The organism is Burkholderia sp. MS455 (assembly GCF_016899445.1).
In the GTDB taxonomy this organism is placed as follows: Bacteria; Pseudomonadota; Gammaproteobacteria; order Burkholderiales; family Burkholderiaceae; genus Burkholderia; species Burkholderia pyrrocinia_C.
The window spans coordinates 3,227,379-3,249,300 of the sequence record NZ_CP041779.1 but is presented as its reverse complement, the minus strand read 5'-3'; the positions used below and the strand labels follow the sequence as shown (position 1 = coordinate 3,249,300).

22 protein-coding genes are annotated in these 21,922 nt (G+C 68.4%); 19 read left to right on the top strand and 3 right to left on the bottom strand.

All coding sequences use genetic code 11. From position 1 onward, the window contains the following. Window positions 1–349: 349 nt before the first annotated feature. Both FPJ27_RS34085 and FPJ27_RS34080 read left to right on the top strand, forming a co-directional pair. A complete protein-coding gene (locus tag FPJ27_RS34085) occupies window positions 350–661 on the top strand; it encodes a hypothetical protein (protein ID WP_204424724.1) in 312 nt (103 codons plus the stop codon). A gap of 29 nt (window positions 662–690) precedes the next feature. Next, window positions 691–1,200, top strand: coding sequence for a hypothetical protein (locus FPJ27_RS34080; RefSeq protein ID WP_204424723.1), 510 nt, complete (start codon window positions 691–693; stop codon window positions 1,198–1,200). A gap of 41 nt (window positions 1,201–1,241) precedes the next feature. Here the strand turns inward: FPJ27_RS34080 and FPJ27_RS34075 are convergent, their stop codons facing one another. Further along, window positions 1,242–2,087: a tetratricopeptide repeat protein gene (locus FPJ27_RS34075; RefSeq protein ID WP_072437321.1), complete on the bottom strand. Its 846-nt coding sequence runs from the start codon at window positions 2,085–2,087 to the stop codon at window positions 1,242–1,244. An 8-nt stretch (window positions 2,088–2,095) separates the two neighbouring features. After that, the gene (locus FPJ27_RS34070) at window positions 2,096–4,159 is read right to left on the bottom strand and encodes a bifunctional 2',3'-cyclic-nucleotide 2'-phosphodiesterase/3'-nucleotidase (protein WP_204424722.1); all 2,064 of its coding nucleotides are present in this window, start codon (window positions 4,157–4,159) and stop codon (window positions 2,096–2,098) included. Window positions 4,160–4,306: 147 nt separating this feature from the next. On the opposite strand from FPJ27_RS34070, the gene FPJ27_RS34065 reads away from it, so the two are divergent. From FPJ27_RS34065 to FPJ27_RS34020, 10 genes are all read left to right on the top strand, one after another. Beyond that, window positions 4,307–5,560, top strand: a complete 1,254-nt coding sequence (locus FPJ27_RS34065; protein WP_239483347.1) for an ABC transporter permease — start codon at window positions 4,307–4,309, stop codon at window positions 5,558–5,560. Continuing rightward, the gene (locus FPJ27_RS34060) at window positions 5,557–6,486 is read left to right on the top strand and encodes an ATP-binding cassette domain-containing protein (RefSeq protein WP_204424721.1); all 930 of its coding nucleotides are present in this window, start codon (window positions 5,557–5,559) and stop codon (window positions 6,484–6,486) included. Before FPJ27_RS34065 ends, FPJ27_RS34060 begins: the two co-directional genes overlap by 4 nt. Before the next feature lie 27 nt (window positions 6,487–6,513). Beyond that, window positions 6,514–7,443: an MlaD family protein gene (locus FPJ27_RS34055; protein WP_204424713.1), complete on the top strand. Its 930-nt coding sequence runs from the start codon at window positions 6,514–6,516 to the stop codon at window positions 7,441–7,443. Window positions 7,444–7,531: 88 nt separating this feature from the next. Then, entirely contained in the window at window positions 7,532–8,155 is a 624-nt protein-coding gene (locus FPJ27_RS34050) for an ABC-type transport auxiliary lipoprotein family protein (RefSeq protein WP_072437657.1), read from the top strand. A 19-nt stretch (window positions 8,156–8,174) separates the two neighbouring features. Next, on the top strand, window positions 8,175–9,326 hold the full coding sequence (locus FPJ27_RS34045; RefSeq protein WP_204424711.1) for a VanZ family protein: 1,152 nt from the start codon (window positions 8,175–8,177) through the stop codon (window positions 9,324–9,326). Between the two features lie 150 nt (window positions 9,327–9,476). Next, window positions 9,477–9,794: a ferredoxin gene (locus tag FPJ27_RS34040; RefSeq protein WP_011694422.1), complete on the top strand. Its 318-nt coding sequence runs from the start codon at window positions 9,477–9,479 to the stop codon at window positions 9,792–9,794. A gap of 13 nt (window positions 9,795–9,807) precedes the next feature. Next, window positions 9,808–10,452, top strand: coding sequence for an alpha/beta hydrolase (locus FPJ27_RS34035; protein WP_072437315.1), 645 nt, complete (start codon window positions 9,808–9,810; stop codon window positions 10,450–10,452). A 630-nt stretch (window positions 10,453–11,082) separates the two neighbouring features. Further along, window positions 11,083–12,399, top strand: a complete 1,317-nt coding sequence (locus tag FPJ27_RS34030; RefSeq protein WP_072437314.1) for a D-alanyl-D-alanine carboxypeptidase family protein — start codon at window positions 11,083–11,085, stop codon at window positions 12,397–12,399. Window positions 12,400–12,447: 48 nt separating this feature from the next. Further along, complete coding sequence (locus FPJ27_RS34025) at window positions 12,448–13,374, top strand: D-amino acid aminotransferase (protein ID WP_204424709.1); 927 nt, start codon at window positions 12,448–12,450, stop codon at window positions 13,372–13,374. Next, window positions 13,374–13,682 (top strand): YbeD family protein, encoded by a 309-nt coding sequence (locus FPJ27_RS34020; RefSeq protein ID WP_011546305.1) that lies wholly within the window; start codon window positions 13,374–13,376, stop codon window positions 13,680–13,682. Before FPJ27_RS34025 ends, FPJ27_RS34020 begins: the two co-directional genes overlap by 1 nt. Here FPJ27_RS34020 and FPJ27_RS34015 read toward each other — a convergent pair. Beyond that, the gene (locus tag FPJ27_RS34015) at window positions 13,666–14,652 is read right to left on the bottom strand and encodes a transcriptional regulator GcvA (protein WP_204424707.1); all 987 of its coding nucleotides are present in this window, start codon (window positions 14,650–14,652) and stop codon (window positions 13,666–13,668) included. The two genes, FPJ27_RS34020 and FPJ27_RS34015, sit on opposite strands and share 17 nt — an antisense overlap. 102 nt (window positions 14,653–14,754) lie before the next feature. Between FPJ27_RS34015 and FPJ27_RS34010 the strand changes: the two genes are divergently transcribed. From FPJ27_RS34010 to FPJ27_RS33980, 7 genes are all read left to right on the top strand, one after another. After that, window positions 14,755–15,081, top strand: a complete 327-nt coding sequence (locus tag FPJ27_RS34010; RefSeq protein WP_072437656.1) for a DUF2917 domain-containing protein — start codon at window positions 14,755–14,757, stop codon at window positions 15,079–15,081. An 83-nt stretch (window positions 15,082–15,164) separates the two neighbouring features. Then, window positions 15,165–15,920: a lipoyl(octanoyl) transferase LipB gene (gene lipB / locus FPJ27_RS34005; protein WP_072437311.1), complete on the top strand. Its 756-nt coding sequence runs from the start codon at window positions 15,165–15,167 to the stop codon at window positions 15,918–15,920. Next, window positions 15,913–16,905 (top strand): lipoyl synthase, encoded by a 993-nt coding sequence (gene lipA / locus FPJ27_RS34000; protein WP_105389606.1) that lies wholly within the window; start codon window positions 15,913–15,915, stop codon window positions 16,903–16,905. Before lipB ends, lipA begins: the two co-directional genes overlap by 8 nt. Window positions 16,906–17,160: 255 nt before the next feature. Then, a complete protein-coding gene (gene tauA, locus FPJ27_RS33995; protein WP_204424705.1) occupies window positions 17,161–18,177 on the top strand; it encodes a taurine ABC transporter substrate-binding protein in 1,017 nt (338 codons plus the stop codon). Window positions 18,178–18,211: 34 nt separating this feature from the next. After that, window positions 18,212–19,009, top strand: a complete 798-nt coding sequence (locus tag FPJ27_RS33990) for an ABC transporter ATP-binding protein (RefSeq protein WP_204424703.1) — start codon at window positions 18,212–18,214, stop codon at window positions 19,007–19,009. Next, complete coding sequence (locus tag FPJ27_RS33985) at window positions 19,006–19,974, top strand: ABC transporter permease subunit (protein WP_072437307.1); 969 nt, start codon at window positions 19,006–19,008, stop codon at window positions 19,972–19,974. The genes FPJ27_RS33990 and FPJ27_RS33985 overlap by 4 nt, the downstream gene beginning before the upstream one ends. A gap of 289 nt (window positions 19,975–20,263) precedes the next feature. After that, complete coding sequence (locus FPJ27_RS33980; protein WP_204424701.1) at window positions 20,264–21,679, top strand: amidase family protein; 1,416 nt, start codon at window positions 20,264–20,266, stop codon at window positions 21,677–21,679. The last annotated feature ends 243 nt before the right edge of the window (window positions 21,680–21,922 follow it).

The following is a 21,922-nucleotide window of genomic DNA, read 5'->3' as shown; positions in this document are numbered from 1 at the left end:
GAGCGGGGAACAGGTATGTACCGATATGATCGCGCCACGCAAGTTCAGAATCTTGGAATTTCGCGAGATCGAATCAACATCGATACAAAGATCTGGCGCAACGATTCGCTCATTCTTCCGAGCCAGCGTAACCGGATCGAGATCGAGTTCATTCCCGCCTGTTCGCCTGGCGGCTGTGAGAACACTTGCGGCACAACCATGCACCGGCAGAAATATCGACGGCGATGGCCGCGTATCCGGCGCGGCTGTTTGTTTGCGGGCTCGGCTTCACGGACACGCAAGCGCTTGCAGTCGGTGTTCTGCTTGACCACGGGCCTGTTACCGCTTTCGTCTGCAGAACCCGGCACGGTTGCGCACCGGCGCCAGCCTGCATCTTGATATTCACGACCGGCGCGACTACGTTCGATATATCCGCTCCGGCGGCCCGCGCGGCGTGCGCCAGCGCGTCCTCGTCGTTGCCGCATCGAGGGAAATGGCGATGAACAAGCTTCATTCGTGTTCGAGCCTGTCCAGCCTGTTCGAGCGCTTTCACCGCAAGACGCCCCGGATCTCCGACGCCGTCGGGCTCCCGATGACGCGCGCCTGTCGCCGGCTGATGGACTCGCTCGCGTCGGCATGGTCGGCGGTGCGCTCGGGTATGTCGCATACGCACCGGCACTGACGCGGCGGACCGTTTTCAAGGAGGTGGCCATGCAACTCCACATGCATTCGCACCATTACGCGCGCCGCGTTCCGGTGTGGCGAGCCGCCGTGATCGGCGGGTGCGTGGCCGGTGCGGTTTTCCTGGTCATCCAGGTCGTCGCGGCGGCAATCATCGGACACGACGCGTGGGCGCCGCTGCGCATGATCGCGGCCATCTACTTCGGTGACGACGCGCTCGCGCCGTCGATCACGGTCGAAGTGGGGACGCTGCTGGCGGCGCTGGGCGTGCACTTCGCGTTGTCGATCGTATTTGCGCTGATTCTGGCCGTGATCATCGCGTGTTTCAGCCTGGATTCGAGCGTCGGGATGGCCAGCGTGGCGGGGGGCGTATTCGGCGCGCTGCTGTACGTCGTCAACTACTACGGCATGACTCAGTTGTTCCCGTGGTTCGCCGACGCGCGAGGGTGGGTGAGCGCGCTCGATCACATCGTCTTCGGACTGATCGTGTCCGACGCGTACATGCGTCTGGAGCGACCCGCGCGGAGCGGTGCCGCCTGACGGGATGCCGCGACGGCGCCCGGCCAGGCGGCAGGGTCGCGTCACGGAGCGACGACCGGATGCTTCAGCGCATGCGCGGTCTCGATCCACTGCGCGTGGAATTCGTCCGCGTCGGGCCGTAGCCCCAGCTCGCCGTTGCGATAGGCCATCGCGAGCGTCTGCACGGCTTCCGGCAACTCGTGTTCGGCGGCCCGGCGATACAGCGCGAGCGCGCGCGCGTCGTCGCGCGGCACGCCGCTGCCGTCGCGGTACGCGTTCGCGAGCATGAAGTCCGCGGCCGGGATGTCCGCGCGCGACGCGACGTCGAACCAGTGCGCGGCCTGCACCGGATCGGCGGCGATGCCGTAGCCGCTGCGATAGATCAGCCCGAGGTAATACGCGGCGGCCGGGTCGCCCTGTTCGGCCGCTTCGCCGAGCAGCGCGCGGGCGCGTGCGTAGTCCTTCGGGATGTCGCCGCTGCCGAGCAGCAGTGCCTTGCCGAGCGCGAGTTGCGCGCGCCGCGCAGCCGGTGCGTCAGCCTTGCCGTTCGCCTGCGCGGCGGTTTCCAGCCAGCCGCGCCCCTCGTCGCGCAGCCCCGGTTCGCGCGCGTCGACGAGCGCGATGCCGAGCGCCGTCTGCGCGGCGCCCGACCCGCGGCGCGCGAGCGTGCGCAACTGCGCGAGCGCGTGCGGCTCGGTGGCCTGCGTGACCATCGCCTGCCACTCGTCGAGCTGCGCGGCGCTCGGTGCGGGGCCGGCGCCGCGCAAGCCGGTCGCGGCTACCACGGCCGCGACGGTCACGGCCGCCGCCGCGAGCAGGGCGGCCGGCGGGAGTTTCGCGCGCAGCAGGCGCCGCGCGGCGGCGGCGAAGCCGGTTTCGGCCGGCCGCATCGTCCGGATCGGTTGCATCGCGTGTCTCATTGCGTGAGGTCGATCTCGTAGGTGGCGAGGTTCTTGCCCGAACCGTCGTCGGCCGCGACCTGCGTGATGCCGGCCAGGCCGGCGGCGGCGGCATCGCCGAGGCGGTTCGGCGCGGACGCGAACTGCACGTGCGCGACCGAGCTCGCGAGCTTCGTGAAGCGCCAGCTGCGCTGCGCGCCATCGGCCGTGCGCGTGATCGCGCCGCGCTTCTTGATGAACGAGATCAGCACGTCGCGGTTCGCGTCTGGCGACGCGAAGATCGTCTTGCTGCCGTCGAGGCCCGGGAAGTTGCCGCCGCCGCTCGCGCGGTAGTTGTTGGTCGCGACGATGAACTGCGCGTTCGGGTCGATCGGCGCGCCCTTGTACGTCAGGTTCCTGATCCGGCTGCCGAGCGGCTGGGCGACGTCGATCTCGTACGACAGATCGGCGGACGTGAACATGTCGAAGTTGTAGCCGGGGAAGCTGCTGACGAGCTTCTGCACGGTCGCTTGCGTCGGGTCGATCCGGTTGAAGCGCTTCGCGGCGGTCTCGAGCCAGTTCTTCACGTCGGCGCCGCTCACCTTCACCCCGTACACGGTGTTCGGATACAGGTACAGGTCGGCCGCGTTGTTGATCGCGAGCGCGCCCGGCGCGACGTCGGTGTAGTCGCTGCCGCCGCCGAAGCCGCTCTTGAACGGCGCGCTGACCGACAGCACCGGCAGCGACGCGTACTGCGGCAGGTTCGCCTGCACGTAGGTCTTCACGTAGTCGGCCTGCGCCTCGTTGACGATCTGGATCGCGCCCGGATCGCCGACATCCGCGAAGTACGAGTTCATCCGGTAGTCGGTCGAGCCGATCGGCGTCTTCACGTAGTCGATCGTCGCCTGGTGCTCGGCGGCAATCGCGGCGGATACCGACGGGTCGGCCGCGACGTAGGTCTTGTCGGCGTTCTGGATCGGCCGCGCCTCGACGGTCGTCTGCGACTTGTCGACGCTCCACGTCTTGCCGTCGAACTTCAGGCCGAGCTTGATCACGCCGAGGTGCTTGCCCCAGTAGTTGGCCATCACGGTCGGCACGCCGTTGACGGTGCCCTTGACCTTGTCGACGCCCGGCAGGTTGAACTGCGACACGGTGCTGTTCGCGTCCGGGAATACCTGGTGCGAGTGGCCGATCAGCATCGCGTCGATGCCAGCTACCGTCGACAGCCACCAGCTGCCGTTCTCCATCGTCGGCGAATACGCGGAATTGTCGAGGCCGCCGTGCGAGATCGCGACGACGAGATCGGCGCCCTTCGCGCGCATCTCGGGAATGTACTTCTCGGCGGCTTCCTTCAGGCCGGTCGTGTAGACCTTGCCGTCGAGCCAGCGCTTGTCCCAGCTCATGATCGCGGGCGGCGTGAAGCCGATGATGCCGACCTTCACAGGCGCGCTGACCGTCTTGCCGTCCGGTGTCGTCGCCGTCACCGTGCGGGTCAGGATCGTGTACGGCGTGAACAGCGGTGCGTTGGTCTTCGCGCTGATCACGTTCGCGAGCACCTGCGGGAAGTTCGGGCCCGCGCACTTCTTCTGCTGGGCCGGAGCCGGCAGCCCGTCGACCTCGAACGTGTTGCCGGTCACCTGCGACAGGTACGGCAGCCCGTAGTTGAACTCGTGGTTGCCGATCCCGCCGCCGTCGAATTTCGCGGCGTTCATCACCTTGTAGATCGCCAGCGTCTGGTCGCAGCCGATCGGCTTCACGAGCGCCTGGTAGTCCGACAGCGCGGTGCCCTGGATCGTGTCGCCGTTGTCGAGCAGCAGCGTATTCGGGTACTGCGCGCGCGCCTGCGCGATCAGCGTCGACACCCGCTCGAAGCCGAGCGAATTGTCGGCGGCGAGCTTGAAATAGTCATACGACAACACGTTGGTGTGCAGGTCGGTCGTCTCGAGCAGCGCGAGCGTGGCCGTCGTGCCGACGGGCGCCTGGGCCTGCGACGGCGGCGGGGCGGTGACGTCGTCGCCGCCGCAGCCGGCGAGGGCAAAGGCCAGGCTGGCGAGCGCGGCGGCGGCCGGTACGCGGCGGCGGGAAAGCGGGGGGAAACGCATCGGTTGTCCTGTTTAGTGTTCTGTTATGGCGAGGTGCGCATCGAAATGGCGGCGCGGGGCGCCGACGGCCTGAGGTGCGGCGCGTGAGAGTATCGAAAGGAAACGTGACGGAAGAATGAAAGGCGATGACGCCGGCAGCGGGCCGCGATGTGCGGCGGCCTCCGGGCAGGCCCGGGCCGGGCGCTCTCGGCTGGCGCCCCCACCGACATCCTCACGTCGCTGTGCCGGGCGGTTCGCTACAATGGCCGCTGTCATCCTTTTGCAAACAACCTGCCCTTGGACTTCGAGACTCCTCCCGGCCTGTCGGTCGACGCCGGCAGCCAGGGCCAGACGGTGCGCCTGACCGGCCAGTGGACCGCCATCGCGCTTGCGCGCAATCGCGGCGCGGTCGCGCGCCGCGTCGCGAGCATCGGGTCCGGGCGCGTGAGCGAATGGGATCTGTCCGGCATCGAGCGGCTCGACCACGTCGGCGGCCAGGCGCTGTGGCGCGTGTGGGGCCGCAAGCTGCCGGCCGGCGTCGCGCTGAGCGACACGCAGCGCACGATCTTCGAGCGCATCGAGCGGCTCGACAGCGGGCGCGAGGCGCCCGAGCGCGTCGTGCGCGTCGATCCCGTCACGCGGCTCGGCCAAGCGATCTTCACGTTCGGCGAACACCTGCAGGGCGGCATCGCGATGTTCGGCCTCGTGATCCTCGACGCGCTGTCGGTGCTGCGCCGTCCGCAGACCATGCCGTGGAAGGAAACCTCGGCGAACATCTACAGCGCCGGCGCACAGGCGCTGCCGATCACCGCGCTCGTCGCGTTCCTGATCGGCATCGTGCTCAGCTACCTGTCCGCGCAGCAGCTGCAGATGTTCGGCGCGAACCGCTACATCGTGAACATTCTCGGGCTGTCGGTGATCCGCGAGCTCGGCCCCGTGCTGTCGGCGATCCTCGTCGCGGGCCGCTCGGGCTCGGCGATCACCGCGCAGATCGGCGTGATGCGCGTGACCGAGGAGCTCGACGCGATGCGCGTGATGGGCATCCCGCACGGGCTTCGGCTGGTCCTGCCGCGCGTGCTTGCACTCGGCGTCGCGATGCCGCTGCTCGTGATGTGGACCAACATCATCGCGCTGACGGGCGGCGCGCTCGCCGCGAAGCTCGTGCTCGGGATCGACGTCAACTATTTCGTGCGCTCGCTGCCGGGCGTCGTGCCGATCGCGAACCTGTACATCGGCGTCGGCAAGGGCGTCGTGTTCGGCATGTTGATCGCGCTGGTCGCCTGCCATTTCGGCTTCCGGATCAAGGCGAACTCGCAGAGCCTCGGCGAAGGGACGACCACGTCGGTCGTGTCGTCGATCACGGTCGTGATCCTCGCCGACGCGGTGTTCGCGATCCTGTTCCAGAACGTGGGGCTCGGATGAACGCATCGAACGAATCGGCGGCCGGTGCCGCGCCGGACCATGCCGCTGCGGCCGGCGTCGCGTCGGTCGGCACGCCGCCGGCCGCAGCGGTAGGTGCCGGCGACCTCGTGATCGAGGTGCGCAACCTGACCAAGCGCTACGGGCGCAACATCATTCACCAGAAGCTCGACTTCGACGTGCGGCGCGGCGAGATCGTGTCGGTCGTCGGCGGCTCGGGCTCCGGCAAGACGACGCTCGTGCGCCAGATCCTCGGCCTCGAGCGACCGACGTCGGGCACGATCAAGGTGTTCGGCGAAGATACCGCGACGATCGACGACGCGAGCGCGCGGATGATGCGCACGCGCTCGGGGATGCTGTTCCAGCAGGGCGCGCTGTTCTCGTCGATGACGGTGTTCGATAACGTCGCGCAGCCGCTGCGAGAGCTCGGCCGCGTGCCGCCGGACCTGCTGCACGACATCGTGATGCTGAAGCTCGAGATGGTCGGGCTGCCGTGCAAGCACGCGTCGAAGATGCCGGCCGCGCTGTCGGGCGGGATGGTGAAGCGGGTCGGCATCGCGCGCGCGATCGCGCTCGAGCCCGAGCTGCTGTTCCTCGACGAGCCGACGGCCGGCCTCGATCCGCAGGCGTCCGACGAATTCGTCGAGCTGATCGCGACGCTGCACCGCACGCTCGGGCTGACCGTCGTGATGATCACGCACGATCTCGACACGATGGTCGCGCTGTCGACGCGCGTCGCGGTGCTGGCCGACCGCAAGGTGCTGGTCGCCGCGCCGGTCGAGGAGGTCGCGAACGTCGACCATCCGTTCATCCACGAATATTTCCTGGGGCTGCGCGGGCGCCGCGCATTGCAGGCGCTGCCGCCCGAGCGGCGCGCGAAGCTGCCGAAGGCGGCCCTCGAACCGGCGCTGTCGAGCGCCGAGCTGTAGGCAAGGCAAGGAGCAAGGAACCCGCGAATGGAAAACAAATCACATGCGTTCTGGGCCGGCCTGTTCACGATCGCGCTGACGCTCGCGATCGCGGGCACCGTGTTCTGGTTCAACGTCGACCGCACCGTGCGCGTGCCGTACGACCTGCTCGCGCGCACCAACGTGACGGGGCTGTTCCCGGACGCGGCGGTGCGCTTTCGCGGTCTCGACGTCGGCAAGGTGCAGTCGATCGGCTTCGACCGCACGCACCCGGGCCAGATCCGGATCCGGATTCTCGTCGACCACGATGCGCCGATCACGCAGTCGACCTACGGCAGCCTCGGTTTCCAGGGCGTGACGGGCATCGCGTTCGTGCAGCTCGAGGATACGGGCCGCGACCTGGCGCCGCTGCCGTCGTCGCCGAAGGCGATTGCGCAGATTCCGATGCGGCCGAGCCTGTTCGACCAGATCCAGGAGCGCGGCGACGTGCTGCTGCGGCAGCTCGAACTGGCCGCGAAAAGCGCGAACGCGCTGATGTCGCCCGAGATGCGCGAGCAGTTGCGCGCGACGGCCGAAAGCCTGCAGCACGCGGCCGATGGCGCGACGACGCTGTCGAAGCAACTCGCCCCGGCCGTCGCCGCGCTACCGGAAACGATGCACCAGGTGAACCGCACGATGGCGTCGGCGAACACGCTGCTGCAGCCCAACGGGCCGCTCGTGTCGAACCTGAACAAGGCCGGCACGGCCGCCGAGCAGGTCGGCGTCGCGCTGAACGATCTCAACGCGCGCGTGCAGTACGACACGCTGCCGCGCTTCAATGCGCTGGCCGGCAGCGTCGGCGACGCGTCGCAGCAATTGAAGGACGTCGCCGGTGAACTCGGCCGCAACCCGCGCAGTCTGTTGTTCGGTTCGCCCGGCGCGGCGCCGGGGCCCGGTGAAGCGGGCTTCGTCTGGCCGGGTGCGGCGGCCGGGAGGTGAAGCAGGCCGGAAACCCGTCGATCGCCTGGCCGGAAACGGCCGGGCAGTGACGCCCATCGAAACCGGAAACATCATGCAGGAACACGCCATGCCACGAATCCTTGAACGCGCGCTGCGTCCGGCTGCGACCGCGCTCGCCGTGCTGACGCTTGCGCTTGCGGCCGGCTGCGCCGGCAACAGCGCGGTGCTGTCGAATGTCCGCTACGACCTCGGGCCGGCTTCTCCGGTCGTGACGGCCGGTGCGGGCCCCGCGCTGAAGGTGCTCGACGTCGCCGCGCCCGACGCGCTCGATTCGGACAAGTTCGCGTACCGCCTCGCGTACGCGGATGCGCAGCACGTGGCCGTCTATCGCGACAGCCGCTGGACCGCACCGCCCGCGCAACTGCTCACGCAGCGGCTGCGCGGCGCGCTGTCGTCGCGCGGCACGGTGCTCGAAGGGTCCGACGGCGTGCGCGCGCCGACCCTCAAGGTCGACCTGAACGAATTCGAGCAGGTGTTCGACGGGCAGTCGCAAAGCCACGGCGCCGTCACCGCGCGCGCGACGCTGACGCTCGACGGCAAGGTGCTCGGCCAGCGCACGTTCGTCGCGCGTGCGCCGTCGAGCACGCCCGACGCGGCCGGCGGCGCGCGTGCGCTCGCGACGGCGAGCGACGAGCTCGTGTCGCAGATCGCCGCGTGGGTCGGCATGCAGGCGTACGCGGGCACGCCGTGACGCACGCCGCGCAGCCGCGATGAACGCGACCGGCCCGCATCGCGAATCGCCGCTCGCGCGCCAGGCCTTTGCCGCCTACGCGGCGCTCATCGTCTACGCGTCGCTGTATCCGTTCGAAGGCTGGGCGTCGCTCGGCATCGGGCCGTTCGACTACCTGTTCGCGCCGATGCAGCGCTACGTGACCGCGTTCGACGTGGTCACGAACGTGCTCGGGTATTTGCCGTTCGGCGCGCTCGGCGTGCTCGCGCTGCACCCGCGCTGGCGCGGGGTTGCCGCGACGCTGATCGCGGGCGCGCTCGGCGTGCTGCTGTCGGGCTCGATGGAGGCGCTGCAGACCTACCTGCCGACGCGCATCGCGTCGAATCTCGATCTCGCGGCCAACGCGCTCGGCGCGCTGCTGGGCGCGGCGCTCGTCGCGCCGGCCACCGGTGCGCTGCTCGACCGCGGTGCGCTGCGCCGGCTGCGCTTCGCATGGTTCGAGGCCGATGGCGCGACGCCGCTGCTGCTGGCCGTGCTGTGGCCGTTCGCGATCCTGTTTCCGTCGCCGTTCCTGTTCGGCATCGGCGACTGGCCGGCCGCGCTGTGGGAGCGCGCCGACGCGTCGATGCAGGACACGCTGCTCGCGTGGCTGCCGGCCGCGTGGCACGTGAGCGAATGGCCCGAGCGCGTCGACGGCTGGCTGTCCGATTCCGCGTGGGAGGCCGCGCTCGGCGGGCTGATGCTGTTCGCCGTGCTGGCGATCGCGTCGCTCGCGATGCGGCCGAGTGCGCCGCGCATCCGGCTGCTGATCGCATTCGTCGCCGCGACGCTCGTGCTGAAGGCGGCCGCGACGTTCATGCAGTCGGCCACCGGCCTCGTCGTCGTGTGGGCGACGCCCGGCGCGCGGCTCGGCATTGAGCTCGGCTTCGCGGCCGCGCTCGTCGCGCTGCACGTGCCGGCGACCTGGCGCGCGACGCTGGCGGCACTCGCGCTGCTGGCCGGCGTGGCGCTCGTCAACCTGCTGCCGGTCAATCCGTTCTTCGACTTCACGCTGTCGGGCTGGCGGCAGGGCCGCTACGTGCACTTCAACAGCATCGCGCGCTGGCTCGCGTGGATCTGGCCGTACGCGGCGCTGATCTGGCTCGGCCAGCGCGTCGAGCGCGCGTGGCTGCCGGCCGCGGTGCGCCGCTGACGGTGCAGGCCGGGCAGCGCAGCCCCGGCCGCATCGCGGGCAGCGGCGCGCGCCGGTCGCTATAATCGTCCGGACCATCATCCGTTGCACCGCGCAACGGCTATCGCCCCTCTTTCCGCCCGGCATCGCGCCGGGCCGCTCGTCACCATCATGGATTCCTACTACCAGCACCACGTCTTCTTCTGCCTGAACCAGCGCGAACCGGGCGCCGAACGGCCGAGCTGCGCGCAATGCGACGCGCAGACCATGCAGGAATACGCGAAAAAGCGCGTGAAGGAACTCGGCCTCGCGGGGCCCGGCAAGGTTCGCATCAACAAGGCCGGCTGCCTCGACCGCTGCGAGGAAGGGCCCGTGATGGTCGTGTACCCGGAAGGCACGTGGTACACGTACGTCGACCAGGCCGACATCGACGAGATCGTCGAATCGCACCTGCGCGACGGCAAGGTCGTCGATCGCCTGAAGATCTGAGCGGGCCGGCCGAATGAACGTTCATACGCAGAAATCGCTGATCGCGGGCCCGGTCGGGCAGATCGAAATCGCGGTCGACCTGCCCGACGCGGTGCGCGAAGGCGGCGCCGCGCCGCGCGGCATCGCGCTCGTCGCGCATCCGCATCCGCTGTTCGGCGGCACGATGGACAACAAGGTCGCGCAGACCCTGGCGCGCACGCTCGTGCAGCTCGACTACGTCGTCTACCGGTCGAACTTCCGCGGCGTCGGCGCGACCGAAGGCGTGCACGACAACGGCACCGGCGAGGCCGACGACCTGCTCGCGGTGCTCGCGCACATGCGCGCGCAGCCCGCGTATGCGGACCTGCCGCTCGTGCTCGCGGGCTTCTCGTTCGGCACCTTCGTGCTGTCGCATGTCGCGAAGCGGCTGCGCGACACGGGCGTGCCGATCGAGCGGATGGTGTTCGTCGGCACGGCCGCAAGCCGCTGGCAGGTGGCCGACGTGCCGGAGAACACGCTCGTGATCCACGGCGAAACCGACGACACGGTGCCGATCGCGTCGGTGTACGACTGGGCGCGGCCGCAGGAGCTGCCGGTCGTCGTGATCCCCGGCGCCGAGCATTTCCTCCATCGCAAGCTGCATGTGCTGAAGCGCATCATCGTCGACGCGTGGCGCTAGCCGGCATGCGGGCGCCGGCGTAACGGCCGGCGGCTCGCGTTGCGCACCGGCACCCGCCGAATGCGCGATCGACCACACGACATCGCGCCGCACCGCGCGCGCAACCGGACTTGCACACCGCCTGCGCGTGCCTTTCGCGCGGCTTCGGGCGATTTCCCGCAGCGTGCCCGCGCTATCCTCCTGAAGCCGGTGTGCGGCCGTCCTGCGATCGTGGTGTTCGGCGCAAATCGGCACCGACGTACTGCGCCTTCGGGCGCCGTGGCGGCGCTGCAAATTCTCGCGATGCCGCCGGATATCGCCGCGGTTTGCGCGTTGCCGCGAGCACGATTGCGCCGGCACGTCGACACCGCGTGGCACGGGACACGACACCAGGTTCGCGAAAACGCCGTTCGCGGCCACGTATAATGGCCGCATTTCGCGTCGCCCGCGGCCCGGCTGGGCGCATGCGGCGCTCGTTTCGCCGCCTGTCCGCCCGCTCGCGACGGCCGCGAACCGAACGCGTCCGCACGAGTCCAACCGGCGCGTTTCGCGTCGCCCGACGATGTCGGCGAGTGCCCGAAACGCCCGCCGCCTTGCCGTTCAACCCTGCGCGTTTCGCACCGCACTTTCTGCCATCAGCCTGAATCGATCATGCGTCTGTCTCCCCAAGGCCTCAAGTCCCTCGCTTCCTCCATCGCCTTCGGCACCGCCGCGCGCAACGTCGCGCTCGGCGTGATGCTGCCCGTCGCGCTCGCGTCGACGATCGTCGTCGCCGAGGCGAAGCCGGCCGCCAAGGCCAAGGCCGCGCATGCGGCGCCGGCCGCCGCTGCCGAGCAGTTCACCGGCGCGCCCGCAGTCTACATGCCGGGCGCGGTGCCGCCGCCGGGCGTGAATGCGCGTTCGTGGGTGCTCGTCGACGCGACGAGCAACACGGTGCTCGCATCGGGCAATGCGGACGAGCGCGTCGAGCCTGCCTCGCTGACGAAGCTGATGACGGCCTACCTCGTGTTCGAGGCGCTCGACAAGAAGAAGATCTCGATGGAGCAGATCGTCACGCCGAGCGAAGCGGTGCGCCGCGTCGGCCGCGACGAGTCGCGCATGTTCATCGAGGCGAACAAGCCGGTGTCCGTGCACGACCTCGTGTACGGGATGATCATCCAGTCGGGCAACGACGCCGCGATCGCGCTGGCCGAACTCGTCGGCGGCAGCGAAGGGCAGTTCGTCACGCTGATGAACGACGAGGCGCAGCGCCTCGGCATGAAGGGCACGCACTTCGCCGACGTGAACGGCATGCCCGACCCGAACCACTACACGACGGCCGGCGATCTCGCGAAGCTGTCCGCGCACCTGATCCGCGATTTTCCGCAGTACTACGGCATCTTCTCGGAGAAGGAATTCAAGTACAACAACATCCGCCAGGGCAACCGCAACCGTCTGCTGTGGCTCGACCCGACGGTCGACGGCCTGAAGACGGGCCATACGCAGGCAGCCGGCTACTGCCTGATCGCGTCGGCCAAGCGCGCGATTCCGGGCGTCGACGGCCAGCGCCGCCTGGTGTCGGTGATGATGGGCGAGCAGAAGGAAGGCGAGCGCACGCAGGACAGCATGAAGATGCTGAACTACGGCTACAGCGCGTTCGATTCGGTGCGCCTGTTCAAGGGCGGCCAGGCGATCTCGACGCCGCGCATTTACAAGGGCAAGGCGAACACCGTGCAGGTCGGCGTGAAGGGCGACCAGTGGGCGACCGTGCCGCGCGGCCTCGGCGACAAGGTCAAGACGGAAGTCGACGTCAACGCGCCGCTGATCGCGCCGCTCGCGGAAGGCCAGCAGGTCGGCACCGTGAAGATCGTCGCCGACGGCAAGACGCTGTCCGAATTCCCGGTCGTCGCGCTGCAGGCCGTGCCGGAAGCCGGTATCTTCGGCCGTATCTGGGACTCGATCCTGCTGATGTTCAGCAAGAAGAAGTAAGCACGACGGGCCTTTGTTTTTACGACTTCATCCCCATCTGTCATCACCATGAGCCAAGCCGAATTCGAACCGATCGTCTACCTCAGCGTCTCGTCGCAGGAGGAACTGGTGCCGCTGTCCGAAGCCCGTGTCCCGGTGCTCGACCGCGGGTTCATCTTCGGCGACGGCGTGTATGAAGTCGTCCCCGTTTATGCGCACGACGGCGCGCACGTGCCGTTCCGGATCGAGCAGCATCTGGAGCGGCTCGCGCGCAGCCTGAAGAAGATCGGCATCGACAATCCGCACGACGCCGCCGGCTGGCGCGCGCTGATCGAGCGCATCGTCGCGGTGAATGCCGAAGGCCTCGGCGACGGCAACGCGCTCGTCTACCTGCAGGTGACGCGCGGCGTCGCGAAGCGCGGCCATGCGTTCCCGGCGAACGCGGTGCCGACGGTGTTCGCGATGACGAGCCCGCTGCGCCTGCCGTCGGAAGAGGAGCGCGCGAAGGGCGTGCGTTGCGTGACGGCCGAGGATCGCCGCTGGCTGCATTGCGACATCAAGTCGATCTCGCTGCTCGGCAACGTGCTGATGGCGCAGCATGCGGCCGAACGCGACGCGTTCGAGACACTGCAGTTGCGCGACGGCTACCTGACCGAAGGCTCGTCGTCGAACGTATGGATCGTGAAGAACGGCGAGCTGATCGCGCCGCCGCGCAGCAACAAGATCCTCGAGGGGATCCGCTACGCGCTGGTCGAGCAGCTGGCCGACGAATGCGGCATTCCGTTCATCGCGCGCGAGATCGGCGAAGTGGAGTTGCGCGCGGCCGACGAGATCATGATCACGTCGGCCACGAAGGAAGTACTGCCCGTCACGTCGCTCGACGATCTGCCCGTGCAGGGCGGCAAGCCGGGCCCCGTGTTCGCGGCGCTGTACGACGCGTACCAGCGTGCGAAGGCACGCGAGTTTGAACAGTTTGACCTAACCCGGAGAAAATGATGAGCGAACCGACCAAAACCGTCGAGGTCACCGGCGCGATCGAGACCCGGAAGGAGTCGCTGCTGGAGTTCCCGTGCGATTTCCCGATCAAGATCATGGGCAAGGCGCACCCCGAGTTCAAGGACACGATCTTCAAGGTCGTCGCCGTTCACGACAACGAGATCGATGTCGAGAAGATCGAGGAGCGCGCGTCGAGCGGCGGCAATTACACGGGCCTCACGATCACCGTGCGCGCGACGAGCCAGGAACAGCTCGACAACATCTACCGCGCACTGACCGGCCATCCGATGGTCAAGGTCGTACTCTAAGCGCCTTCCATCCTCCTTCCCGCGCGCACTCGGCGGGGGTCTTCCCCGCCGCGCGTCGCGCGTCCAGCTCGTCGCACAGCCGCTTGTATTCGGCGACTTCCTCGAGCAGCCAGGTCCTGAACGCCTGCACGCGCGGCGTGTTCAGCAGCGGCGGCGGACACACGAAAAAATAGTGCCACGGGCTCGGCCCGTCGATGTCGAACAGGCGCACGATGCGCCCGTCCAGCAGGTCGTGCACCGCGAGCGAGCGGCGCACCAGCGCGATGCCCTGGCCGTCGATCGCGGCCAGCAGCAGGTTCGACGAATCCTGGTACAGGATCCCGCGTTTCGGCTCGGTCAGCGTCTTGAGCCCCGCCGCGTCGAACCATGGCCGCCACAGCTCGTCGTCCGAGCGCAGCAGGTTGTAGTGCACGAGATCGGCAGGGGTTTGCGGCAGCTTGCCGCCGTTCAGCGTCGGCGAACATGCGGGAAAGAACACCTCGTCGAACAGCGGCTCGACATGCAGCCCCGGATAGTTACCTTGACCGAAGCGGATCGCGATGTCGACGTCGTCGCGCGCGAAATCGGTCAGCGAGTTGGTCGACTGCAGCTCGACGTCGATTTCCGGATGCCGCTCGATGAACGTACCGATGCGCGGCGTGATGAAGCGCGCGGCGAACGACGTCAGCATCGACACCACCAGCCGCCGGTCGCGGTCGCTCGCGCGCACGTCGCGCGTCGCGTCGGCGATCACCATCAGCGCGGTGCGGATCTGCTGCGCGTAGCGCATGCCGGCGTCGGTCAGGCACAGCCGCTTGCCGTTGCGCGTGAAAAGCTGCACGCCGAGCTCCTCCTCGAGCGCGCGCACCTGGTGGCTGACCGCGCCGTGCGTGACGTACAGCTCGTCGGCGGCGCGCGAGAAATTCTCGTGACGGGCGGCGGCTTCGAACGCGCGAATCGCGTTCAATGCAGGCAGCTGGCGGAGGTCCATTTGCTAATTTTCCTCACATCGACGTGAAAATTGGTCGTTTTGTCGGACGCCTTGAAGTGACTACGATTGTAGCCATCGAAGCACTTATTGGCGGAGTCGATCATGCAAGAAATTTCCTCAAGCATCACGTTCGAAATCCCGGTGGGCGAAACCGTGCCGATGAAGGTGCAACGCAGCACGCGGCTGATCGTCCAGTGCGGGCCGGTCTGGGCCACGCGCAGCAACGACGTCGACGACTACTTCCTGGTCGATGGCGAGACGCTGAAGCTGCGCCGCGGCGAGCGGCTGTGGCTCAGCGCGGAAGGCCGAGAGGGTGCGTGCGTCGCGTTCTCGGTGTCGCGGCCGCCCAGGGAAGTCGCGCTCGGCGGGCTGGCACGGCTGCGCGAACGCGTCGCCGCGCTGTTCCACGACGGATGGCGCACGGTTTGACCGCCATTTCCTCCGACGGATACTGACCATCCGTCCCTTTCCCCGGCCGGCGAGACCCATGGGTTTTCGGTAAACTACCGCCCATGTCCGTTTCGCCGGTTTCCATCGTGTCCACGCCTGTCGCCGCTTCCGCATCGCCCGCCGAGTCGCCGGTTCAGCCGGATCACCCGGTCACCGTGCGCTGGCGGGGCGTCGAGGCCTACGAGACGAGCTTCGACGCGATGCGCGCGTTCACCGACACGCGCACGGCCGACACCGGCGACGAGATCTGGCTGGTCGAGCATCCGCCCGTCTACACGCTCGGCCAGGCGGGCGACCCGGCCCACCTGCTGGTGGCCGACAGTGGCGTGCCGCTCGTGAAGGTCGACCGCGGCGGGCAAATCACTTATCACGGCCCCGGCCAGATCGTCGTCTACCTGCTGCTGGACTTGCGCCGGCGCAAGCTGATGGTGCGCACGCTCGTGACGAAGATCGAGGAGGCCGTGATCGAAACCCTCGCGGCGTATAATCTCGCTTCGGTCCGCAAGGCGGGCGCGCCGGGGATCTACGTGGCATCCGGCGTGCACGAAGGCGCGAAAATCGCGGCCCTCGGCCTGAAGATCCGCAACGGCTGCAGCTATCACGGGCTGAGCCTGAACGTGAAGATGGATCTGCGCCCGTTTCTTGCGATCAACCCGTGCGGCTATGCCGGACTGGAAACCGTCGACATGGCGAGCCTCGAGGTTGCCGCCGACTGGAACGACGTCGCCCACACGCTGGTGCGCCGTCTGATCGCCAACCTCGACGGCGCATCCGCGGCCGCCGACAAGCCGCAGGCACTGGAACAATCGAATGACTGACGTTACCGCTTCTCCCGCACCGGCCGATTCGGCCGCGACCGCTGCCTACGATCCGACTGCCAAGCAGAAGGCGCAGGCGAAGACGGCGCGCATCCCGATCAAGGTCATTCCGATCGAGAAGCTGAAGAAGCCCGAGTGGATCCGCGTGAAGGCGGCCACCGGCAGTTCGCGCTTCAACGAGATCAAGACGATCCTGCGCGAGCACAACCTGCATACCGTGTGCGAGGAAGCGAGCTGCCCGAACATCGGCGAATGCTTCGGCAAGGGCACTGCGACGTTCATGATCATGGGCGACAAGTGCACGCGCCGCTGCCCGTTCTGCGACGTCGGCCACGGCCGTCCCGATCCGCTCGACACCGACGAGCCGAAGAACCTCGCGCGCACGATCGCCGCGCTGAAGCTCAAGTACGTGGTGATCACGAGCGTCGACCGCGACGACCTGCGCGACGGCGGCGCCGCCCACTTCGTCGAGTGCATCCGCGAAGTGCGCGAGCAGTCGCCGGAAACGCGCATCGAGATCCTGACGCCGGACTTCCGCGGCCGTCTCGACCGCGCGATCTCGATCCTGAACGCCGCGCCGCCCGACGTGATGAACCACAACCTCGAAACGGTGCCGCGCCTGTACAAGGAAGCGCGCCCGGGTTCGGACTACGCGCACTCGCTGAAGCTCCTGAAGGACTTCAAGGCGCTGCATCCGGACGTCGCGACGAAGTCGGGCCTGATGGTCGGCCTCGGCGAGACCGAAGAGGAAATCCTGCAGGTGATGCGCGACCTGCGCGCGCACGACGTCGACATGCTGACGATCGGCCAGTACCTGCAGCCGTCCGAGCACCACCTGCCGGTGCGGGCGTACGTGCATCCGGATACGTTCAAGATGTACGAGGAAGAGGCATACAAGATGGGCTTCACGCACGCGGCCGTCGGCGCGATGGTGCGTTCGAGCTATCACGCCGATCTGCAGGCGCATGGGGCCGGCGTGGTCTGAGCGCCGCGTTAGCGTTACCGCAGCCTTCACGCAGTCGAAAAAGCCCGCAGCGATGCGGGCTTTTTTGCTGGTGCGGCTGCGATCCCCGCATTCGCACGGCAATCGCCGTCCGACCGGACGCACGATCCAATTCAGCGTGGGAAGCAAAGCTGAAACGGCATCGATAGCTTCGCAGGATAAGTTCGCTCCCGCCGCGCGCAAAGCTCCTATAGTCGGCTCTCCCGCAGCAATGCCCGCATTCCGAAGGAGAGCCGCATGTCCCGTTTCAGCTTCATCCGCCGCGCCGTCGTCGCGCTGACCGCCTTTGCCGCGCTCGGCGCGGCGCACGCCGAATCGCGCGAAGTCGTGATCGCGTACCAGGACATGGTCGTGCCGTGGCGCTACGCGCAGGCGAGCGGTGAAGTCGAAAAGGCGACCGGCTACAAGGTCAGGTTCCGCAAGCTCGACAGCGGCGCCGACGTGATCCGCGCGCTCGCGTCGGGCTCCGTGCAGCTCGGCGAAGCCGGGTCGAGCCCGATCGCGGCCGGGCTGTCGCAGGGGCTCGACATTTCGCTGTTCTGGGTACTCGACAACATCAACGACGCCGAGGCGCTCGTCGCGCGCAACGGCTCGGGCGTCACCAACATCGCGGCGCTGAAGGGCAGGAAGATCGGCGTGCCGTTCGTGTCGACGTCGCATTTCCATACGCTCGTCGCGCTGCAGGCCGCGGGCGTCAATCCGAACGACGTGAAGATCGTCAACCTGCGTCCGCCCGAAGTCGCGGCCGCGTGGGCGCGCGGCGACATCGACGCGACCTATATCTGGGATCCCGTGCTGGCGAAGGTCAAGCAGTCGGGCACCGTGCTGACGACGTCGGGCCAGGTTGCGAAAGAAAGCGGCAAGGCCACCTTCGACGGCTTCGTCGTGAGCCGCAAGTTCGCGCGCGAGAACCCCGAGTTCGTCACGCGCTTCGTGAAGGTGCTCGCCGCCGCCGATGCCGATTACCGTGTGCATGCGGCCGCGTGGAAGGCCGGGTCGCCGCAGGTCGCGGCGGTGGCGAAGGTATCGGGCGCGAACGTGCAGGACGTGCCGGCCAGCCTCGCGCTCTACGCATTCCCGACGGCGGCCGAGCAGGCGTCGCCGACGTGGCTCGGCGGCGGTGCGCAATCGGGCGCCGCGAAGTCGCTCGCGGCCACCGCCGCGTTCCTCAAATCGCAGGGCACGATCCAGACGGTGCTGTCCGACTATTCGGCCGGCGTCGATCCGCAGTTCGTGCAGAAGGCCGCGCGCTGAGCGCGGCCACGCAGCGCATCGCGGAGCATCGCTCATGAGCACGCTGGAAGTTCGTCAGGTATCGGTTGCCTATCCGGGCGAGCGCGGTCGGCCGACGACGCAGGCGCTCGCGCGCGTCGACCTGCGCATCGATGCCGGTGAGTTCGTCGTCGCGCTCGGTGCGTCCGGGTGCGGAAAGACGACGCTGCTGAACTGCATGGCCGGCTTCGTCGCGCCGACGACCGGCGACGTGCGCGTGGACGGCGTGCCGGTCACGGGCCCGGGCGCCGATCGCGGTGTCGTGTTCCAGAAGTATGCGCTGCTGCCATGGCTCGACGTGCTCGATAACGTCGCGCTCGGGCTGCGCTTCGCGCGCGTGCCGAAGGCCGAGCGCGAAGCGCGCGCGCGGGAGACGCTCGCGCTGGTCGGACTCGACAAGCATGCGCATGCGCGTGTGTACGAGCTGTCGGGCGGGATGCAGCAGCGTGTCGGCATCGCGCGTGCGCTCGCGAGCGACCCGCGCGTGCTGCTGATGGACGAGCCGATGGGCGCGCTCGACGCGATGACGCGAGGCACGATGCAGGCGCTCGTGCTCGACGTGTGGGCGCGCACCGGCAAGACGGTGTTCTTCATCACGCACGACGTCGAGGAGGCGCTGTTCCTCGCGACGCGTCTCGTCGTGATGACGCCGGGCCCCGGCCGGATCGCCGAAACCTTCGAACTGCCGTTCGCGCGTCGCTACGTCGAAACGCGCGATGCGCGCGCGGTGAAGTCGTCGGCCGATTTCATCGCGTGGCGCGAACGGCTGATCGCGTATCTGCATCGCGACGAAGCGGTCGGGGAAGCCGCGTGACGCGCGAGCTCGCGCGGCAGGGCGTGGCCGTCGGGCGCGGCCGGAACAGTATTTTGCACAGGCAGGACAGCATGAGCACGCAGGATTCGTGGACGGCCGATCGCACGGCCGCGAGTTTCGAGCAGGACGAACACACGACGCGGCGACCCGCGGCGGCGCGCCCGACGCGCGCGTCGCGCCGTTACCGCTTGCCGGGGCAGGGAAAGACCGCGGGGCTGAGCGCGGCGACGGTCGCTGCGCTGGCCGTGCTGTGGTGGGTCGCGACGCATCGGCAGTGGCTGCCGCCGTTGTTCCTGCCCGCGCCGGACGCCGTATGGACGGCCTTCGTCGACGCGTGGCACGGCCGCATCCAGGGCGGCCTGCCGCTGTCCGAACATCTGCTGTGGAGCACTGCGCGCGTGTTCGGCGCATTCCTGCTCGCGACCGCGATCGGCGTGCCGGCCGGCATCATGATGGGCGTGAGCCGCGTCGCGCGCGGCGTGCTCGATCCGCTGCTGGAGTTCTACCGGCCGCTGCCGCCGCTCGCGTACCTGCCGCTCGTCGTGATCTGGTTCGGCATCGACGAAACGGCGAAGCTCGTCGTGATCTTCCTCGCGTGCTTCGCGCCGATCGCGATGGCCGCGCGCGCCGGCGTGCGCGCGGCGACGGTCGAGCAGATCAACGCCGCGTATTCGCTCGGCGGCAGCTTCACGCAGATCGTGCGGCACGTGGTGCTGCCGGCCGCGCTGCCGGAGATTCTCACCGGGCTGCGGATTGCGATCGGCTTCGGCTGGACGACGCTCGTCGCGGCCGAGATGGTCGCCGCGACGGCCGGGCTCGGGCAGATGGTGCTCAACGCATCGAGCTTCCTGCGCACCGACATCGTCGTGATGGGGATCCTGATCATCGGCGCGATCGCGTGGCTGTTCGATCTCGCGATGAGGTGGGTCGAGCGGCGGGTGGTGCCGTGGAAGGGGAGAGGCTGAACGGGCGCGGAGATCGTCCTCGCGTTCCTCGATCCGATCGCGTTGCCGACTGCAGCCTGGCTCGGCGCAGGCTGCGCGTGGCGGCCCGAATGCTGCCCGCCCCGACCAGCCGCAGCCGTGCCTTCGGTGGCTGGTCCGCCATTCCTCCGTATAAAACGAACTCGTGGGCGGCAACTGCTGGCTGTCACGCCCAAAAACAAATTGTCTGTCGGTGCGCGCCAATTCTTCATAAGATACTTTTATCTCAAGCAAAGAAGGCGCAGTGCAGCGCATCGAGGAGACGATACGGATGGACAAGGAACTGTGGCGCCTGAGCGCAACGGAGGTCGTGGCAAACCTGACGCAACGCGAATGCTTGGCCCAGGAGGTCGTCGCGAGCTGTCTCGAGCGGCTCGATGCGGTCAATCCGCAGACCAACGCGGTCGTCGACGTGCTTGCCGACGACGCGATGCGCGCCGCGGCTGACGCGGACGCGCGGATCGCCCGAGGGGCGCGGGTCGGCCCGCTGCACGGCGTGCCGGTAACGGTGAAGGTCAATGTCGACATGACCGGGCGTGCGACGAGCAATGGCGTCGCCGCCTATCGCGACGTCGTGGCGGTCGCCGACAGCCCGGTCGTTGCGAATCTGCGCAAGGCAGGCGCGATCATCATCGGCCGTACCAATACGCCCGCGTTTTCGCTGCGCTGGTTTACCGACAACGAGCTGTACGGCCGGACGCTGAATCCGTGGGTGCCCGGCCTGACATCCGGCGGATCGAGCGGCGGCGCGGCTGTCGCGGTGGCGACCGGCGTGGGCGCGATCGCGCACGGCAATGATCTGGGCGGCTCGATTCGATATCCGGCGTATGCGTGCGGCGTTGCGGGATTGCGCCCGAGCCAGGGGCGCGTGCCCGCGTTCAATCCGAGTCAGGCGCACGAGCGGACTCCGGCCGTTCAGCTTGCGTCGGTGCAGGGGCCGCTTGCACGCACGGTGGCCGATCTGCGTCTCGCGCTGCGGGCGCTCGCTGCGCCGGATCTCAACGATCCGTGGTGGGTGCCGGCGCCGTTGAGTGTCGACGCGGGGCCGACGCGCGTCGCGTTGTGCCGGCAGATGGACGGCATCGAGGCCGATCCTGCGGTGCTCGACGCGCTCGATTTTGCCGCCGGCTGCCTCGATGCGGCAGGCTATTCCGTCGTGCACGCGACGCCGCCGGCGCTGCGGGAAGCGGCCGATCTGTGGCTCGCGTTGACGACGGCCGAAATGGAGGCCGGCATGGGCGGTGCGATCGACACCTACGGCGACGACGCGGTCCGGGCCGCTTGCGCGAGCATGATGCATCTCGCGAAGCCGCTCGACACGGTCGGCTACATGAACGCGCTGTCGCGGCGATCGTCGGTGCTGCGCCATTGGCAGGTTTTTTTCGCCCGTCATCCATTGCTGCTGATGCCGGTGTCCTGGCAGCGCCCGTTCCCGATCGATGCGGACCGCCGCGGAGACGACGCGATGCGGCGCATTCTGGATGCGCAAAGCCCGATGCTCGCCACCGCGATTCTCGGCCTGCCGGGCCTGTCCGTGCCGGTCGGCGCGGTGGATGGGCTGCCGGTCGGCGTGCAACTGGTGGCCGGGCGCTTTCAGGAGGGCCGTTGCCTTGCGGCGGGCGAGGTGATCGAGGCGCGTTGCGGTGTGACGACGCCGATCGATCCGCGACGCGGTCCGTTGCACTGAACGGTGCTTCGCGCAGGCAGGCGCTGCCGATCGGCATGCGACATCGCCGAGCGCGGCCGCTTGCTCGAGCGGCGGATCGTGCCGTGGAAGGGGCGAGGGTAGGGGCGGCACGGCGCGCGGGTGGTGTACGCCGGGTGTATGGCGCGGCGCATGACGGTAATGAGCGTGCAGGGTCGCGAATGGAAGGGGCCGGGTTTCGTGTCGATCGAAACCCGGCCCGTTCTGGATGATGCTGTCGGCAAT

Bases quoted from the DNA above. Each gene is read 5' to 3' on its own strand.
- tauA (WP_204424705.1), top strand. From the start codon at position 17,161: ATGTCCCGTTTCAGCTTCATCCGCCGCGCCGTCGTCGCGCTGACCGCC.
- FPJ27_RS34045 (WP_204424711.1), top strand. From the start codon at position 8,175: ATGAACGCGACCGGCCCGCATCGCGAATCGCCGCTCGCGCGCCAGGCC.
- FPJ27_RS34030 (WP_072437314.1), top strand. From the start codon at position 11,083: ATGCGTCTGTCTCCCCAAGGCCTCAAGTCCCTCGCTTCCTCCATCGCC.
- FPJ27_RS34020 (WP_011546305.1), top strand. From the start codon at position 13,374: ATGAGCGAACCGACCAAAACCGTCGAGGTCACCGGCGCGATCGAGACC.
- FPJ27_RS34015 (WP_204424707.1), bottom strand. From the start codon at position 14,652: ATGGACCTCCGCCAGCTGCCTGCATTGAACGCGATTCGCGCGTTCGAA.
- FPJ27_RS34050 (WP_072437657.1), top strand. From the start codon at position 7,532: ATGCCACGAATCCTTGAACGCGCGCTGCGTCCGGCTGCGACCGCGCTC.
- FPJ27_RS34075 (WP_072437321.1), bottom strand. From the start codon at position 2,087: ATGCAACCGATCCGGACGATGCGGCCGGCCGAAACCGGCTTCGCCGCC.
- FPJ27_RS34065 (WP_239483347.1), top strand. From the start codon at position 4,307: ATGTGCGGCGGCCTCCGGGCAGGCCCGGGCCGGGCGCTCTCGGCTGGC.
- FPJ27_RS33980 (WP_204424701.1), top strand. From the start codon at position 20,264: ATGGACAAGGAACTGTGGCGCCTGAGCGCAACGGAGGTCGTGGCAAAC.
- FPJ27_RS34055 (WP_204424713.1), top strand. From the start codon at position 6,514: ATGGAAAACAAATCACATGCGTTCTGGGCCGGCCTGTTCACGATCGCG.
- FPJ27_RS34025 (WP_204424709.1), top strand. From the start codon at position 12,448: ATGAGCCAAGCCGAATTCGAACCGATCGTCTACCTCAGCGTCTCGTCG.
- FPJ27_RS34080 (WP_204424723.1), top strand. From the start codon at position 691: ATGCAACTCCACATGCATTCGCACCATTACGCGCGCCGCGTTCCGGTG.
- FPJ27_RS34070 (WP_204424722.1), bottom strand. From the start codon at position 4,159: ATGCGTTTCCCCCCGCTTTCCCGCCGCCGCGTACCGGCCGCCGCCGCG.
- lipA (WP_105389606.1), top strand. From the start codon at position 15,913: ATGACTGACGTTACCGCTTCTCCCGCACCGGCCGATTCGGCCGCGACC.
- FPJ27_RS34035 (WP_072437315.1), top strand. From the start codon at position 9,808: ATGAACGTTCATACGCAGAAATCGCTGATCGCGGGCCCGGTCGGGCAG.
- FPJ27_RS34010 (WP_072437656.1), top strand. From the start codon at position 14,755: ATGCAAGAAATTTCCTCAAGCATCACGTTCGAAATCCCGGTGGGCGAA.
- FPJ27_RS33990 (WP_204424703.1), top strand. From the start codon at position 18,212: ATGAGCACGCTGGAAGTTCGTCAGGTATCGGTTGCCTATCCGGGCGAG.
- lipB (WP_072437311.1), top strand. From the start codon at position 15,165: ATGTCCGTTTCGCCGGTTTCCATCGTGTCCACGCCTGTCGCCGCTTCC.
- FPJ27_RS34040 (WP_011694422.1), top strand. From the start codon at position 9,477: ATGGATTCCTACTACCAGCACCACGTCTTCTTCTGCCTGAACCAGCGC.
- FPJ27_RS34060 (WP_204424721.1), top strand. From the start codon at position 5,557: ATGAACGCATCGAACGAATCGGCGGCCGGTGCCGCGCCGGACCATGCC.